The 15,126-nt window shown below is 70.6% G+C and carries 14 protein-coding genes; 10 read left to right on the forward strand and 4 right to left on the reverse strand.

Annotated features, from left to right (window positions below; translation table 11 throughout):
• The first annotated feature begins 66 nt into the window (after nt 1-66).
• Genes M3667_RS11285 through M3667_RS11300 form a run of 4 tightly spaced genes read left to right on the forward strand, consistent with a single transcriptional unit; the run spans nt 67 to nt 5,277 of the window.
• Nucleotides 67-1,305: an extracellular solute-binding protein gene (locus tag M3667_RS11285; protein ID WP_251508061.1), complete on the forward strand. Its 1,239-nt coding sequence runs from the start codon at nt 67-69 to the stop codon at nt 1,303-1,305.
• Nucleotides 1,306-1,307: 2 nt separating this feature from the next.
• Nucleotides 1,308-2,417, forward strand: coding sequence for a carbohydrate ABC transporter permease (locus M3667_RS11290; protein ID WP_251508063.1), 1,110 nt, complete (start codon nt 1,308-1,310; stop codon nt 2,415-2,417).
• The gene (locus tag M3667_RS11295; protein WP_251508066.1) at nt 2,414-3,328 is read left to right on the forward strand and encodes a carbohydrate ABC transporter permease; all 915 of its coding nucleotides are present in this window, start codon (nt 2,414-2,416) and stop codon (nt 3,326-3,328) included. The genes M3667_RS11290 and M3667_RS11295 overlap by 4 nt, the downstream gene beginning before the upstream one ends.
• Nucleotides 3,325-5,277 carry a glycogen debranching N-terminal domain-containing protein gene (locus M3667_RS11300; RefSeq protein WP_251508068.1) on the forward strand — a complete coding sequence of 651 codons (1,953 nt, stop codon included), beginning with the start codon at nt 3,325-3,327 and terminating at the stop codon, nt 5,275-5,277. The genes M3667_RS11295 and M3667_RS11300 overlap by 4 nt, the downstream gene beginning before the upstream one ends.
• Before the next feature lie 369 nt (nt 5,278-5,646).
• On the opposite strand, the gene M3667_RS11305 is transcribed toward M3667_RS11300, so the two are convergent.
• Nucleotides 5,647-6,123, reverse strand: coding sequence for a YbaK/EbsC family protein (locus tag M3667_RS11305; protein WP_251508070.1), 477 nt, complete (start codon nt 6,121-6,123; stop codon nt 5,647-5,649).
• Nucleotides 6,124-6,322: 199 nt separating this feature from the next.
• Here M3667_RS11305 and M3667_RS11310 point away from each other — a divergent pair, with 199 nt between their 5' ends.
• Nucleotides 6,323-7,396, forward strand: coding sequence for a Glu/Leu/Phe/Val dehydrogenase family protein (locus tag M3667_RS11310; protein WP_251508072.1), 1,074 nt, complete (start codon nt 6,323-6,325; stop codon nt 7,394-7,396).
• A 103-nt stretch (nt 7,397-7,499) separates the two neighbouring features.
• Here the strand turns inward: M3667_RS11310 and M3667_RS11315 are convergent, their stop codons facing one another.
• Both M3667_RS11315 and M3667_RS11320 read right to left on the reverse strand, forming a co-directional pair.
• Entirely contained in the window at nt 7,500-7,838 is a 339-nt protein-coding gene (locus M3667_RS11315) for an Lsr2 family protein (RefSeq protein ID WP_251508074.1), read from the reverse strand.
• Between the two features lie 220 nt (nt 7,839-8,058).
• Nucleotides 8,059-8,400 (reverse strand): Lsr2 family protein, encoded by a 342-nt coding sequence (locus M3667_RS11320; protein ID WP_307212703.1) that lies wholly within the window; start codon nt 8,398-8,400, stop codon nt 8,059-8,061.
• A gap of 179 nt (nt 8,401-8,579) precedes the next feature.
• Between M3667_RS11320 and M3667_RS11325 the strand changes: the two genes are divergently transcribed.
• Nucleotides 8,580-10,079, forward strand: coding sequence for an amino acid permease (locus tag M3667_RS11325; RefSeq protein ID WP_251508078.1), 1,500 nt, complete (start codon nt 8,580-8,582; stop codon nt 10,077-10,079).
• Nucleotides 10,080-10,144: 65 nt separating this feature from the next.
• Here the strand turns inward: M3667_RS11325 and M3667_RS11330 are convergent, their stop codons facing one another.
• Nucleotides 10,145-10,990, reverse strand: a complete 846-nt coding sequence (locus M3667_RS11330; RefSeq protein ID WP_251508080.1) for a helix-turn-helix transcriptional regulator — start codon at nt 10,988-10,990, stop codon at nt 10,145-10,147.
• 100 nt (nt 10,991-11,090) lie between these two features.
• On the opposite strand from M3667_RS11330, the gene M3667_RS11335 reads away from it, so the two are divergent.
• The 4 genes from M3667_RS11335 to M3667_RS11350 all read left to right on the forward strand — a co-directional run bounded on the left by M3667_RS11335 (nt 11,091) and on the right by M3667_RS11350 (nt 15,111).
• Nucleotides 11,091-11,849, forward strand: a complete 759-nt coding sequence (locus tag M3667_RS11335; protein WP_251508082.1) for an SDR family oxidoreductase — start codon at nt 11,091-11,093, stop codon at nt 11,847-11,849.
• 135 nt (nt 11,850-11,984) lie between these two features.
• Entirely contained in the window at nt 11,985-13,004 is a 1,020-nt protein-coding gene (locus M3667_RS11340; protein WP_251508084.1) for an efflux RND transporter periplasmic adaptor subunit, read from the forward strand.
• Nucleotides 13,001-13,822 (forward strand): ABC transporter ATP-binding protein, encoded by an 822-nt coding sequence (locus M3667_RS11345; protein ID WP_251508086.1) that lies wholly within the window; start codon nt 13,001-13,003, stop codon nt 13,820-13,822. Before M3667_RS11340 ends, M3667_RS11345 begins: the two co-directional genes overlap by 4 nt.
• Nucleotides 13,822-15,111 carry an ABC transporter permease gene (locus tag M3667_RS11350; RefSeq protein WP_251508088.1) on the forward strand — a complete coding sequence of 430 codons (1,290 nt, stop codon included), beginning with the start codon at nt 13,822-13,824 and terminating at the stop codon, nt 15,109-15,111. Before M3667_RS11345 ends, M3667_RS11350 begins: the two co-directional genes overlap by 1 nt.
• Nucleotides 15,112-15,126 lie beyond the last annotated feature (15 nt).

The following is a 15,126-nucleotide window of genomic DNA, read 5'->3' on the forward strand; positions in this document are numbered from 1 at the left end:
ACGATCAAACTGACGGCCCTCCGAGCACCCGGAGGGGTCGCATGCCTCATCGAAGGAGAGAGACACATGACACGGCACACCGCCCGGAACTGGCTCGCCGCCGGCGCACTTCTCGCCACCGGAGCCCTCACGCTCACCGCGTGCGGCTCCGGATTCAACGACACCCCCGGCGAATCCCAGGCCTCGGGCTCGGGCAAGCTCAGCATCCTCATCGGCTCCTCGGGCGACGCCGAGACCACGGCCGTCACCGACGCCGTCGCCGCCTGGAGCGAGCAGTCGGGCGTGCAGGCCGAGGTCCAGACCGCCAACGACCTCCCCCAGCAGCTCTCACAGGGATTCGCGGCGGGCTCGCCGCCCGACCTGTTCTACCTCGCCCCCGAGGCCCTCGCCGGATACGCGGCGAACGGCTCGATCGCGGCGTACGGCGACGACCTGGCGAACAAGGATGACTTCTACCCCTCGCTCGTCGACAACTTCACCGTCGACGGCAAGTTCTACTGCGCACCCAAGGACTTCTCGACCCTGGCCCTGATCATCAACACCGACCTGTGGTCGGCGGCAGGGCTGACGGATGCCGATGTCCCCACGACCTGGGACCAGTTGGCATCCGTCGCCCAGAAGCTCACCACCGACGGCCGCGTCGGTCTCGCGTTCGGCGCCGAGTACCAGCGCGTCGGTGCCTTCATGGCCGAGGCCGGAGGCGGACTCGTCTCCGACGGCACGGCCACAGCCGACAGCTCCGCCGACGTCGAGGCGCTGAACTACGTCAAGACGCACCTGAACGACGGCACCTTCGCCTTCGCGTCGGATGTGGGCGCGGGTTGGGGCGGCGAGGCGTTCGGCACCCAGAAGGCCGCGATGGTCATCGAGGGCAACTGGATCACCGGCGCCATGTCGGCCGACTACCCCGACGTGAAGTACCAGGTCGCCGAACTGCCCGCGGGCCCCGGGGGCAAGGGCACGCTGCAGTTCACCAACTGCTGGGGCATGGCCGCCGACAGCGGCAACCAGGAGCAGGCCCGCTCGCTCGTGGAGTACCTGACGAGCACCGACCAGCAGCTGGCGTTCTCGAAGGCCTTCGGCCCGATGCCCTCCATCCAGTCGGCCGCCGACGCGTGGAGCACAGCGAACCCCGACCTCACGGCGTTCCTCTCCGGAGCCGACTACGCGCAGTTCCCGCCGAACATGGCCGGTGCCGCCGACGTCATCACCGACTTCAACGCGCAGTTGGAGTCGCTGAAGACGGGTGACCCGCAGTCGCTGCTGCAGACGGCGCAGTCCAACCTCGAGGCCATCACCAAGTAACCATGAGTGCTCTCACCTCAGCGCCGCGTCGCGCCGGATCCTCCTCCCCGGGGATCCGGCGCGGCGAGGCCGCCGCCGGCTGGCTCTTCACCGCCCCCGTGCTGATCATCCTGGGCGTGTTCCTGCTCGTCCCCGTGCTCATGGCGCTGTGGGTGAGCTTCTCCGACTGGACCGGGCGCGGCAGCCCCTTCTCGTCCAACGTCGGCTTCGTCGGTCTCGACAACTACGCCGCCGTCACCACCGGCGGAGGTCTCGCCGAGCGCGACTTCGGCACGGCGCTGCGCAACAACGCCTGGTACGTGCTGCTGGTCGTGCCGCTGCAGACGGCCCTGTCGCTCTTCCTCGCGGTGCTGGTCAACCGCGCAGTCCTGCGCGGACGCGGCCTGTTCCGCACCGCCTTCTACTTCCCCTCGGTCACGAGCTCGGTGGCCATCACCGTGCTGTGGCTCTTCCTCTTCTCGGCATCCGGTGCCGTCAACGAGGTGCTGTCGTGGCTCGGCATCAACGGACCGAACTGGTTCAGCGATCCGTCGGGCGTCGTGCACAATCTGCTCGGAGCCGTGGGCATCACCAGCGGCCCGGCCTTCCTCACCGGCAACACGATGCTCGGCGTCTCGTGGTGGGACTGGCTCGCCGGCCCCTCGGTCGCGATGTCGGCGTTCATCCTGATGGCCGTGTTCACCACCTCGGGCACCTTCATGCTGCTGTTCATCGCGGGCCTGCAGAACATCGGTGCCGACGTGCAGGAGGCCGCGATGATGGACGGCGCGACCGGCTGGCAGCGCTTCTGGCGCGTGACCCTGCCGCAGCTGAAGCCCGTGCTGTTCACGGTGCTGACCCTCGGCCTCATCGGCACGTGGCAGGTGTTCGACCAGATCTACACCGGCACGCAGGGCGGTCCCGGAAAGACCACGCTGACGCCCGCCTACCTCAGCTACTCGTCGGCGTTCCTGTCGCAGCAGTGGGGTCAGGGTGCGGCGATCGCCTTCGTGCTCTTCGTCATCATCGTGGCGCTCACGATCCTGCAGCGTTTCGTGCTGCGCGACCGCCCGGTCTCGCGCCGACGGCTGCGGCAGTACGAGGTGCCCGCACAGAAGAGAGCGAAGCGATGACCGCCACGGCCTCTCCCCAGACCACCGTCCTCGCCGAGCAGCGCATCGACGGGCCGTCGCGGCCTGTCAAGCACCGCATGTCGGGCAAGGCCCTGCGCTGGCAGATCGGTCTCTACGTCCTGCTGATCGTGCTCGCGGTCATCTACCTCTATCCGTTCCTCGTGCAGGTGGCGACGTCGTTCAAGACGGATGCCGCGGCGGCGGCCGACCCGATCTCGCTCGCGCCCCAGCCGTTCACGTGGGCGGCCTACGAGCGGTTGTTCTTGAACTCCGACTTCCCCGCGTGGTTCGGCAACTCGGTCGTGGTGACCGTGTTCGTCACCGCCGGCCGGGTGTTCTTCAACTCCCTCGCCGGGTACGCCCTCGCCCGCCTGCAGTTCCGCGGCCGCGGGGTCGTGTTCGCCGCCCTGATCGCCGTGATGGCCGTGCCCACGGTGGTGCTGCTGATCCCGAAGTTCCTCGTGATCAACCAGCTCGGCATCTACGACTCGTACGCCGGCATGATCCTGCCGCTGCTGGTGGATGCCGCAGGTGTGTTCATCATGAAGAACTTCTTCGAGTCGATCCCGCCCTCGGTCGAGGAGCAGGCCCGCATCGACGGCGCCGGCACGTTCCGCATCTTCTGGTCGGTCGTGCTGCCGATGGCCCGGCCCGCGCTCATCACGATCGTGATCCTGTCGTTCCAGGGATCGTGGAACGAGCTGAGCCACTTCGTCATCTCCACCCAGTCGCCCGAACTCACCACCCTGACCAAGGGCGTGGCGGCGCTGGCGAGCGGTCAGCTCAGCCAGGGCAGCCAATTCCCCCTCAAACTCGCGGCCGCGGCCATCATGACGATCCCGGTCGCCGTGGTGTTCTTCATCTTCCAGCGCCGCATCATGAACGCCAGCGAAGGAGCCGTCAAAGAATGACCACCGCCCCCACCACCTCGCCTGCCGGGACGACGGTCGACTCCCCTCCCCTTCAACCGCTGCTCAGCGATGCGCTCATCGTGCTGCGGGCCCCCACCCAGGTGTGGTCCGACGGCACGGGCGACATGGGCACGGCCGCGGTGCACGGCGTCTACCACGGAGACGTGCGACACGTGCGAGCGCTCGCCGCGAGCTGCGACGGCTCACCGATCGAATGGATCTCGACCGCCCCCGACGGCGCCTCGCGCGTGGTCTTCGGCGGACTGCTGCGCGGGCTCGACGACACCACCCCCGACCCGAAGGTGCGGCTGCTGCGCGACCGCCGCATCGCCGACGGCGTGGTGAGCGAGTCGTGGACCGTGCACTCGCGCGTCGATCACCCGATCCGCACCACCCTGCGCCTGGCGCTCACTCCCGAGTTCGCCCAGTTGCACGAGGTCAAGTCGGGTCACGCGGCCGCTCGCGACGCCGACACCGTCATCGAGGGAGACGAAGCCCGGGTGGATGCCGGCGCCCAGGGCCTCGACCTCGTCGCTCCGGGCGCCCGCGTGGCGTTGACCGATCACGAGGTCGAGGCCGTGTGGGACGTCGAGATCGCTCCCTTCGGCTCCGCCGAGATCGGCTGGACGCTGACGCTGCGCGACGACACCCTCGTCGTGGGCTCGGCCACCGCCCCCGCCCGGTGGGATGCCGCTGCCCTCGCCGAGGCCGCCCCCGACCCGCGCCTGTCGCGATGGCTGCGCACGGCTCTCGACGACCTCGACGCCCTGCGGCTCGTGCTCCCCGATCACCCCGACGACGAGTTCTTCGCCGCCGGAGCGCCGTGGTTCTTCACGCTCTTCGGCCGCGACTCGATCTGGGCGGCGCGGCTCGCGCTCCCGCTCGACCGCGAGATCGCGGCATCCACCCTGCGCGTTCTCGCCCGTCTGCAGGGCGCCGACGACGACGCGCAGACCGCGCAGGAGCCGGGCAAGATCCTGCACGAGTTGCGGGCCTCGGCGCTCGAGATCCCCGGCGAGGGCATCGTGCTGCCGCCGAAGTACTACGGCAGCGTCGATTCGACCCCGTTGTGGATCTGCCTGCTCGCCGACGCCTGGCGCGCCGGCATGCCCGAGGCCGAGGTGCGCGAGCTGCTCCCCACGCTCCGCGGCGCCCTCGGCTGGATCCGCGACAGCGGCGACAGCGACGGCGACGGCTTCCTCGACTACATCGACCGCATGGGCACGGGCCTGTCGAACCAGGGGTGGAAGGACTCGGGCGACTCGATCCAGTGGCGCGACGGCAGCCTCGCCGAGGGTCCGATCGCCCTGTGCGAGGTGCAGGCGTACGCCTACGAGGCCGCCCTCGCCGGAGCCGACCTGCTCGAGCGGTTCGGCGAGGGGACGGATGCCGACGACGTCGCGTTCTGGCGCGCCTGGGCCGCCGACCTGAAGGAGCGTTTCGCCGCGACGTACTGGGTCGAGACGCCCGAGGGCCGCTACCCCGCCGTCGCTTTGGACCGCGACAAGCGTCCGGTCGACACGCTGACGAGCAACATCGGGCACCTGCTCGGCACCGGCATCCTCTCCCCCGCCGAAGAGGCGCACGTCGCCCAGCTGCTGCTCGACGAGAGCATGTCGAGTGGATACGGCATCCGGACCATGTCGACCGGCGCCGCCGGATACTGGCCGCTGTCGTACCACGGGGGCAGCGTCTGGGTTCACGACACCGCGATCGCCGCGCACGGCATGCTGCGCGCGGGCCTGCACGGCGAGGCGCGGTCGGTCGTCGACGGTCTGCTCGATGCCGCCGAGGGCTTCGCCTATCGCGTGCCCGAGCTGCACGCGGGCGACCCGCGCACCCACTCGTCGGTGCCGACGCCCTACCCGGCCGCCTGCCGTCCGCAGGCGTGGTCGGCCGCCGCTGCGGTGGTCTGCCTCACAGCGCTCACACCCGCCCCCGGGGTGTGAGCCCGCCGGGCGGCGCCGCCCCGAACCGCCGCCGCCCGGCCCTTCCCTGTTCATGGGGCGCTCGACGTGGCCCCGGGGCCTCGCAGCGGGCCCCGTCCCCCCTGATGGGGCACTCCCCGTGGCCCCGGGGCGCCGAAAGTGGCCCCGGGGCCACGGTCAGACGCCGCGCAGGCCTCCCCCGGGCAATACCGCCGATCCGCAGCGGACCCCATCTCCCCGATGGGGCGCTCTACGTGGCCCCGGGGCGCCGCAGTGGGCCCTACCCGCCCTCACGGGGCGCGCGAAGTGGCCCCGGGGCACCAAAGATGGCCCCGGGGCCACGAACAGACGCCGCGCCGCCCCGAAGCCCCAGGTCAGCGCCGCCCGCACTCAGGCGACCCGCGCCACCGTTCCGCCGGTCAACCGCACCAGCTCGTCGAACGTCAGCGGGAACACCGTGTGCGGCGTGCCGCCCGCGGCCCAGATCTCGGGGAACGCCGCGAGGTCCTCGTCGACCACCGTGGTCAGGGGCGCGGGGTGTCCGGTCGGGGCCACTCCCCCGATGGGCTGGCCGGTCGCGGCGAGCACCTGCTCGGGGGTCGCCCGACGGATGCCGCCGCGCCCGAGTCGCTCGGCGAGAGCCGCCGTGTCGACACGGTGCGCACCGCTGGTCATGACGAGCAGAGGCTCGCCATCGCTCCAGAACACGAGGCTGTTGGCGATCGCGCCGACCTCGACGCCGAGGGCGGCCGCGGCGAGAGCGGCCGTCGACGCGGCATCCGGCAGCACGACGATGCGGCCGGCGATGCCCGCCTCCTCGAGGGCGGCGGCGACCAGGCGGCTACGGGCGGGAAGGGCGTCGGTCATGCCCGACAGCCTAGAGCGCGCACCGCGAGCGGTCGGGCGCGAGCGCGGGTCGGCCAGATGCGCTCGCGCGGATCGCGACCGGATCGCCGCGCCGACGCTCGCGTGACGCCCGGCGACGCGTCAGAATGGATCCCGGATGCCGCAACGCCGCGGCATCCGGGAAGTGCCGCCCACAAGGCGGCCGACGACAAGGAACGCGATGACCCACGCCCTGCCCCTGCCCGATTTCACCCACGAGCGCGTGGAGGTGATCACGGGGCGGCGCAGCGGCCTCTTCATCGCCGTCGCGCTGCACTCCTCGGTTCTGGGCTCCGCCCTCGGCGGTGCCCGCCTGTGGACCTACCCCTCGTGGACCGACGCCCTCGGCGACGCGCTGCGCCTGTCGGCCGCGATGACGCTCAAGAACGCTGCCGCCGGGCTCGACGCCGGCGGAGGCAAGTCGGTGATCGGTCTGCCCCCGGGCACCGTGCTCGACGCCGACCGCCGCCGCGCCGCGTTCCTCGACCTCGGCGATGCGGTCGAGAGCCTCGGCGGGCTGTATCGCACCGCCGAAGACGTGGGCTCGACCACCGACGACATGCTGGTCGTCAGCGAGCGCACCGCGCACGTCGTGGGTCTGCCCGACTCCGTCGGCGGCTCCGGCGAACCGGCCGGCCCCACCAGCCTCGGCGTCTATGCCTCCCTCGTGGCGACGCTCGAGCGGGCCGTGGGCACCGGCGACGTCGTCGGCCGCCGCATCACGATCGCCGGTCTCGGCCAGGTCGGCGGTCGCCTCGCAGAGCGCCTCGCCGCCGAGGGCGCCGAGCTCACCGTCACCGACGTCAACCCCGCCAAGCGGACCGCCGCCGCGGAGCTCGGCGCCGCGTGGGTCGAGCCGAGCGAGGCGCACCTCGTGCCCGCCGACGTGTTCGTGCCCGCGGGCATCGGTGGCGTGCTCACCGACGAGGTCATCGACGCCCTCGACGCGCGCAGCGTCTGCGGTCCGGCCAACAACCCGCTCGCCGAGCGCTCCGGCGCCGATCGACTGGCGGCCCGCGGCATCTTGTACGCCCCCGACTTCGTGGTCAACGCCGGCGGCGTGATCTACCTCGACGGCGTCGCGAAGGAGCAGGGCACGCTCGAGCAGATCATGGGTCGAGTGGCGGGCATCGGCGACACGATCCGCCGCGTCTTCGACGAGGCCGCCGTGCGCGGTGTCACCCCGCTGGCCGCGGCCGAGGGTCTCGCCGCCGAGCGCCTCGCCGCCGGCGCCGGGCGCACCGCCCTGGTCTGACCCCCCACGGCACAGCCCCGACGCAGAAGAGACCGGATGCCGCTCAGCGGGGCATCCGGTCTCTTCGACGCGGGCGAAACGTGAACGAGGCGAGGCGACGCCGTCAGTGTGCGGCGTCGTAGGCCTCGAGGACGGCGGAGGAGATGCGACCGCGCTCGTTGATGGCGTAGCCGTTCTCGTGCGCCCACGTGCGGACGTCGGTGAGATCGCGAGTGGGGATCGCACGGCCACGCGGAGTTCGGCGCACTGTCGTCGCCGTGGATCCGGTGACACGCGCGGCCGAGATGAACGGGTGAAATGCGTCGCGGAGTCTCGCGGCATTGGCATGTGAAAGGTCGATTTCATATGCCCGACCTTCGAGCGAGAACGTGAGGGTCGTTCCGTCTTCGATGATGCGGCCGTCGAGATCGTCGATCATCTGCGTGATGTGCTTTTTCGCCATGACGCGACGATAAGGCCCACGTCTAAGCCATTCCCCCCGACGGATTGCAAATTCACCCGCACCTTCGTCAGCTTTCACCGCATCCGCGGAAAGTGTCGAAGTGCCCTCGCCGGGGAACCCCCGTCGCCACACGGTCGAGCACCACCACGGCGAACGCTGCCGTGGTGGTGCTCAAGGCTCGTACCTGCGCGGAACGCCGGTCACCGCAAAGGGAACGCGATCAGGAATTCGCTTCCGCGTACGCGTCGAGCACGGTGCCCGGAACGCGACCGCGGTCGCTCACGGTGTGCCCGTTGGCGCGTGCCCATTCGCGCACGGCGCCGAGGTCGACGTCGCTCGAACGACGCGCGGTGCGCGTGCGACGGGCGGTCGTGTTGCCGCGCGAAACCGATCGGGCGGCGTCGACGAAGGGGGCGATCGCCGAATAGAACTTGTCGGCGTTGCGGTCGGAGAGGTCGATTTCATAAGCGCGACCCTCGACGGAGAAGGTGATCTGCTTTCCTTGCCCGTCTTCGAGGACGGAACCGTCGAGATCGTCGACGAGGTGCGTGATGTGCTTCATAGCCATAATACGAAAAACCTTACACCTGTAATCGATGAATTACCCGCACGACAATTCCATCTGCTATTCGAGTGCCGTCGGCCGGGTTCGCAAGCGATGGATGGGGGCGTACGCGAGGGACTATCCTCCACGGGTGGTGTTCGCTCCTGGGACATCACCAGAGACAGAGGAAGCGTCCCGTGAGCCTTTTCCGTACCAAGTCGGTGGAGCAGTCCATCGCCGACACCGATGAGCCCGAATTCCGGCTCAAGAAGTCCCTCAGCGCGCTCGATCTGACGGTGTTCGGTGTGGGCGTCGTCATCGGCGCCGGCATCTTCACCCTGACCGGCCGTGCCGCCCACGACGTCGCGGGCCCCGCCGTGGTCATCAGCTTCATCATCGCCGCGATCGCGTGCGGCCTCGCGGCGATGTGCTACGCCGAGTTCGCCTCGACCGTGCCCGTCTCGGGCTCGGCCTACACCTTCTCCTACGCATCGCTCGGTGAGCTGTTCGCGTGGATCATCGGCTGGGACCTCATCCTCGAGATGTTCCTCGGCGCGAGCGTGGTCGCCCAGGGATGGAGCGCCTACCTCGGAACCTTCCTGCAGCAGCTCGGCATCACCCTGCCCGAGGCCATCTCGTACGGCGGCGTGGTCGACGTGCCCGCGATCCTGCTGGTGCTCGTGCTGGGCGGCCTGATGACCGTGGGCATCAAGGAGTCGCTGCGCGTGAACCTCGTGCTCGTCGCCGTGAAGCTGTTCATCGTGCTGTTCGTGATCATCGCCGGCATCCTGTTCATCAACCCCGCGAACTACAGCCCGTTCATCCCCGACTCCGTGCCGACCGAGTCGGCCTCCGGCCTCACCCAGCCGCTGCTGCAGTTCCTGTCGGGACTGGAACCCGCGACGTTCGGCGTCGGCGGCATCCTCGCCGGTGCCGCCCTGGTGTTCTTCGCCTACATCGGCTTCGACGTCGTGGCGACCACGGCCGAAGAGACCAAGCGCCCGCAGCGCGACCTGCCGATCGGCATCATCGCCTCGCTCGTCATCTGCACGATCCTGTACTGCGCGGTCGCCATCGTCGTGACCGGCATGGTGCCCTACTCCGAGCTCAACCCCGCCGCGGCCCTCGCCAACGCCTTCGCCTTCCACGGTCAGACGTGGATGGCCACGGTCATCGCCGCCGGAGCCGTCGCGGGTCTGACCACCGTCGTGCTCACCCTGCTGATCGGTGCGACGCGCATCATCTTCGCGATGTCGCGCGACCGTCTGCTCCCGGGCTCCCTCGCCAAGGTGCACCCGCGCTTCCGCACCCCGTGGGTGATCTCGATCGTGGTCACGGTGATCGTGGCGATCGTCGCGGGGGTGACCCCGATCGGCGTCCTCGAAGAGATGGTGAACATCGGCACCCTGTCGGCGTTCGTCCTCGTGTCGATCGGCGTGATCGTGCTGCGCCGCAAGCGCCCCGACCTCAAGCGCGGCTTCCGCGTGCCGTTCAACCCGGTGCTCCCGATCCTGTCCGCGCTGATCTGCACCTACCTCATGCTCAACCTGTCGGTCGAGACGTGGTTGCGCTTCCTCATCTGGCTGGCCATCGGCTTCGCGATCTACTTCGCGTACTCGCGACGCCACGCCCGCGTCGGCACGGGGGAGCCCCTCGACCCGACGTCCCCGCGGGTGGTGTCTCCTCCCGCGGAGTGATCCGAGCAGATCCCGGATGCCACGACCCCACCGCTCGCGCGGCCCGGGGTCGTGGCATCCGTCGTTCAGGACGTGGCGAAGCGCTGCGTGCCGAGCACACCGAGCACGCGGATCTTCTCCTCGGCCGCGCTGCGCGGTTCGGGGGTGAGCACGAGCAGGGCCTGCGCGCGGTCCTCGGTGAAGAGCACCTGGCAGTCGACCTCGATCTCGCCGAGCTCGGGGTGGATCAGCACCTTGTGGTCGGCGAAGCGCTGGGCGACCTCCTGCCGCTGCCAGAGCTCGGCGAACTCCGCGCTGCGCCCCTCGAGCTCGGCGGCGAGCTCGCCCGCGGTCGACACCGGTCCGAGCACGCCCACGGCCGCGCGCAGGCCGGCGACGATCGCGCGGCTCTGACGGTCGCGATCGTCGGAGGGGTATCTGGCGCGCTCGGTCTCGGGCCGCACGAACCACCGCCACGCCTCGAATCGCTCCCACCCGCGCGCCCCGACGTGATCGCCCAGGAGGGCGGCCGCCAGCTCGTTCTGCAGCAGCGTCTCGCCCAGGTGCGAGATGACCAGGGCGGGGGTGTCCGACAGGCGCGCGAACACGCGCTGCAGCGAGGGGGCGACATGGTCGGCGCGGCCGAGGCGGTCGGGCACGGCGTGACCGGCCAGGCGGTAGAGGTAGTCGCGTTCGTCGACGCTCAGGCGCAGGGCCCGTGCGAGCGCCGACAACATCTGCGGGCTCGGCTGCGGTCCGCGCGCCTGCTCGAGGCGCGTGTAGTAGTCGGTCGACATCGCGGCCGCCTGGGCGACCTCCTCGCGACGCAGCCCCGCCGTGCGCCGTCGCGCGCCGGGTCGCAGGCCGAGGTCCTCCGGGCGCAGGGCTTCGCGCCGTGCCCGCAGGAACTCCCCCATCGCCGTGCGATCCATTCCTCCATCCTGGTCGGTGCGCGCCACGGCATCCAGGGATCGCCGCTCCCCCGATCCACGGGGCCTGGATGCCCCGGAGCAGACGCCGAACACTGGGGGCATGCACATCACCGGAAACACCGTCTTCATCCCCGGCGCCACGAGCGGGATCGGTCTCGCCCTCGCCGAGCGTCTGCACGCCGCGGGCAACACCGTCATCGTCGGCGGTCGCCGAGCGGAGCTCCTCACCGAGATCGCCGCGACGCACCCCGGCATCGACACCGTCCGCATCGACACGGCCGACGAGGCCTCGATCCGCGGGGCCGTCGACGACGTGCTCGAGCGCCACCCGAACCTGAACGTGCTCGTCACGATGGCGGGCGTCATGCGGGTCGAGGACTGGACGCAGGGCCCCGCCGTGCTCGCGACGGCCGAGGAGACCGTCGTGACCAACGTGCTCGGCCCCCTGCGTCTGATCGCGCACCTGCTCCCCCACCTGCAGAAGCAGACGGATGCCACGATCATGACCGTGTCGTCGGGTCTGGCGTTCGTGCCCCTGCGCGCCACCCCCACCTACAACGCGACGAAGGCGGCCGTGCATCTGTTCAGCGAGTCGCTCCGTCTGCAGCTCGAGGGCAGGAGCGTGTCGGTGATAGAACTGGAGCCGCCGTCGGTCGCCACCGACCTGCTGCCGGGCCAGCGCGAGAGCTCGTTCGCCATGGATTTGGATGAATTCGCGGACGAAGTGTTCGAGATCCTGCGCGACCAGCCCGACGCGACCGAGGTGCAGGTGAGCCGGGTCGGCTTCCTCCGACACGCCGAGGCCGAGGGCCGGTACGCCGAGACGGTGCGCCGGCTGAACGCCGCCGATCCGCACTGATCCGGCAGCCGACGCCCTCGTGCGCGATACATCGGCGATATCCGCCGCCCCCTAGGGTGAGGAACGTTCGACGACGGTTCCATTCCGGGGGGTTTCATGGGGATCGCACGCACGTGGGTCTTTCCGATTCTGCGCATGCTTCTGGTCGCCATCGTGGCGGCCGCACTCATCAAGTTGGCGTTCTTCCCCGACCGGCCGGTCGACGACTCGCCGGCCATGCCGACGGGGAGCATCGTCGAACCGCGCGCGGTCGCCACCCTCGGCACGATCACGAACGACGTGGTGATCAAGGCCACCGTGGCCGCCGACGCCGCCGTGCCGATGAAGGTCACCGCCACCGGCACGGTCAACCGCATCTTCGTCGCGCAGGGCGCCGCCGTCGCGGCGGGTGATGTCATCTTCGACGTCAAGGTGCCCATCGAGCGCGATCCCGCCGACAGCGTCGACGCCGAGGGCAAGGCCAAGCCCGCGATCTTCCGCTATGCCGACGTCACGGCGCCCGCCGCCGGCACGCTCAGCTCGCTGTCGGTCATCGCCGGGCAGGAGGTCGCGATCGGCGCGAGCGCCGGCACCGTCGCACCGCCGACCTTCTCGGTCTCGGGCTCGCTCGAGCCCGCGCAGCAGTACCGGCTGCTGAACCGTCCGACCGAGGCGACGGTGACCATCACCGGTGGCCCCGCCGCGTTCACCTGCACCGGGCTGCGCATCACGACTCCCCTCGCCGGAAGCACCGGCGAGAACCCCTCCGCCGGGGCGAGCGAGGCCTCGAGCACGGGCGGAGCGGGCAGCAGCGGCGGCGGCTCCGGCACGACCGCCACCTGCAGCGTGCCGGGCGACGTGACGGTGTTCGCCGGGCTCGCGGCCGAGATGACGATCGCGGGCGGTCGCGCCGAGAACGTGCTCCTCGTGCCCACCACCGCGGTGCGGGGAGCCGCGCAGAGCGGCACCGTGTGGGTCACCACCGCCGACGGCGCCACCGAAGAGCGCGCGGTCGCACTCGGGCTCACCGACGGCACGCAGGTGCAGGTCACCGACGGTCTCACCGAGGGTGAGGAGCTCCTCGAGTTCGCGCCGGGCGCGATGGCCGTCCCCGACGACGGGTGCACCGTGTACCCCGACGGCTCGATGTTCTGCCAACAGGCGCCCGCGTCGTGAGCCTGCTCGAGCTGCGCGAGGTCACCCGCACGGTGATCCCGCAGGATCAGCCCGCGCTGACCATCCTGAACGGCATCCACCTCACCATCGAGCCGGGCGACCACGTGTCGATCGTCGGCCGCTCGGGCTCGGGCAAGTCGACCCTGCTCAACATGCTGGGGCTGCTCGATCTGCCTACCAGCGGCGAGATCACCTTCGACGACCGGCCCGTGCGGAGTTACAGCTCGGCCGCTCGCGACCGGTTGCGCGGGGCCGGGATCGGCTTCGTCTTCCAGCAGTTCAACCTGCTCCCCGGGCGCACGGCCCTCGAGAACGTCACCATGCCGTTGCTGTACTCGTCGGGGCGCACCTTCTGGCGGCGCAAGAAGATCGCCGCCGAGATGCTCGAGCTCGTCGGGCTCGAGCACCGGCTGTCGAGCCTGCCCGACCGCCTCTCCGGCGGTGAGCAGCAACGCGTGGCCATCGCCCGCTCGCTCGTGCGCGGGCCCCGGCTGATCCTCGCCGACGAACCCACCGGCGCGCTCGACCTCGACACCGGTCAGAGCGTCATGGAGCTGATCGACGAGGTGGCGACCGGCACCGGCGCCGCCCAGGTCATCATCACCCACGACCCGACGATCGCGCGCCGCGCCCGCCGTCACTTCCGGCTCGACCGCGGCGTGCTCACCGCGGTCGACGATCCCTCGCTCGAACCGCTGACCCGTCGCGACCGGCGCGAGATGGCTCCCGCCGGCGACGAAGACACCGCAGTGCTGGCCGCGCCAGATCTCGGCTACGGCGCACCCGGCGATGCCGCCCTCGAGCGAGGAGACGCCTGATGCGCGCGCTCACCTCCCTCGTCGGCGCGATGCTCGAGGCGTGGCAGGAGGTCCGCGTGCACCGCATGCGCGTGCTGCTCTCGCTGGTGGGAGTCGCCGTCGCCGTGTGCTCGCTCACCACCGTCGTCGCCCTGGGGGCGATCGTGCAGCAGTCCACGCAGGAGCAGAACGAGCGCATGTCGGGGCGTCCGGCGACGCTGAACGTCTCGGCGTACCGCACCGATGGAGCGACTCCGGATACCGCGGCCACCGACGCTGCGTGGCGCAGCATCGTCGAGCGGTACCAGGTGACGTACGCGACGCGCATGCTCAGCACCTCGCAGCTCGTGCCGTTCGCCGACGGGGCGATCCAGGTCGGAACCCAGGCCGTCGATCAGCCCTACGGCGAGATGCACCGCGTGCAGATGGCGGAGGGCGAGTGGTTCACGGCCGACGACGCCGCGCAGCTCGCGCCGCGATTGATCGTGAACGAGGTGTTCTGGCACCGCATGGGCGACCCACCGCTCGAGTCTCACCCGGTGGTCGCCCTCGGCGGGCAGGGCGTGCCGGGAGCGGCATCCGGAATCCCCGCTGGAGGCGTGACCGCCGTGGTGGTGGGCGTCACCCCGTCGCCGAACTGGGAGTCCGAGCCCTCGATGTTCATGCTCGCCGACCACCTTCAGGCCATGCAGGACGCCACCGCCGGCGAGCGCGGATCCGCGCCCGTCGCGTTCGACCCCTACGGCGGCGGCGGGCAGACGCAGTACGAGATGTGGGTGCCGCCTGAGCTCGCCGATCAGCTCACCCCGCTGATCGAACGCGATCTCGCCGCCGCCCTGGGCGACGGGGTCGAGGTCAGCGTCAACCGCCAGGACTGGGGCACGTGGGAGGGCGATCCGCTCCTGGTGACGAAGATGGTCGTCATCGGCATCGCGGTGCTCGTCCTGCTGCTCGGAGCCCTCGGCCTGGTCAACATCGCCCTCGTCACGGTGAAGCAGCGCGTGCGCGAGATCGGCATCCGCCGCAGTTTCGGTGCGACCGCGGGCCGGGTGTTCTTCGCCGTGATGATGGAGAGCGTGGTCGCCACCGTCGTCGCCGGTGCCGCGGGGGTGGCCGTGTCGATCATCGTGGTGCAGTCCCCGTGGCTGCGCGACGTCATCGGGCAGGGCATGGTCAGCGACTTCCCGCCGTTCCCGGTCGACGCCGCCGTGATCGGCCTGATCGCCGCGACCGTCGTGGGAGCGATCGCGGGCCTGCTGCCCGCGCTGGTCGCGGTCCGCGTCAAGGTGATCGATGCGATCCGGTACTGAGAACGCAGAGAGCGG

This window comes from Microbacterium sp. P26 (assembly GCF_023712585.1).
Classification (GTDB): domain Bacteria; phylum Actinomycetota; class Actinomycetes; order Actinomycetales; family Microbacteriaceae; genus Microbacterium; species Microbacterium algihabitans_A.

What these genes read in the sequence shown, in the direction of transcription:
- M3667_RS11285 (WP_251508061.1), top strand. Translation starts at nt 67, where the DNA reads ATGACACGGCACACCGCCCGGAACTGGCTCGCCGCCGGCGCACTTCTC.
- M3667_RS11290 (WP_251508063.1), top strand. Translation starts at nt 1,308, where the DNA reads ATGAGTGCTCTCACCTCAGCGCCGCGTCGCGCCGGATCCTCCTCCCCG.
- M3667_RS11295 (WP_251508066.1), top strand. Translation starts at nt 2,414, where the DNA reads ATGACCGCCACGGCCTCTCCCCAGACCACCGTCCTCGCCGAGCAGCGC.
- M3667_RS11300 (WP_251508068.1), top strand. Translation starts at nt 3,325, where the DNA reads ATGACCACCGCCCCCACCACCTCGCCTGCCGGGACGACGGTCGACTCC.
- M3667_RS11305 (WP_251508070.1), bottom strand. Translation starts at nt 6,123, where the DNA reads ATGACCGACGCCCTTCCCGCCCGTAGCCGCCTGGTCGCCGCCGCCCTC.
- M3667_RS11310 (WP_251508072.1), top strand. Translation starts at nt 6,323, where the DNA reads ATGACCCACGCCCTGCCCCTGCCCGATTTCACCCACGAGCGCGTGGAG.
- M3667_RS11315 (WP_251508074.1), bottom strand. Translation starts at nt 7,838, where the DNA reads ATGGCGAAAAAGCACATCACGCAGATGATCGACGATCTCGACGGCCGC.
- M3667_RS11320 (WP_307212703.1), bottom strand. Translation starts at nt 8,400, where the DNA reads ATGAAGCACATCACGCACCTCGTCGACGATCTCGACGGTTCCGTCCTC.
- M3667_RS11330 (WP_251508080.1), bottom strand. Translation starts at nt 10,990, where the DNA reads ATGGATCGCACGGCGATGGGGGAGTTCCTGCGGGCACGGCGCGAAGCC.
- M3667_RS11335 (WP_251508082.1), top strand. Translation starts at nt 11,091, where the DNA reads ATGCACATCACCGGAAACACCGTCTTCATCCCCGGCGCCACGAGCGGG.
- M3667_RS11340 (WP_251508084.1), top strand. Translation starts at nt 11,985, where the DNA reads ATGCTTCTGGTCGCCATCGTGGCGGCCGCACTCATCAAGTTGGCGTTC.
- M3667_RS11350 (WP_251508088.1), top strand. Translation starts at nt 13,822, where the DNA reads ATGCGCGCGCTCACCTCCCTCGTCGGCGCGATGCTCGAGGCGTGGCAG.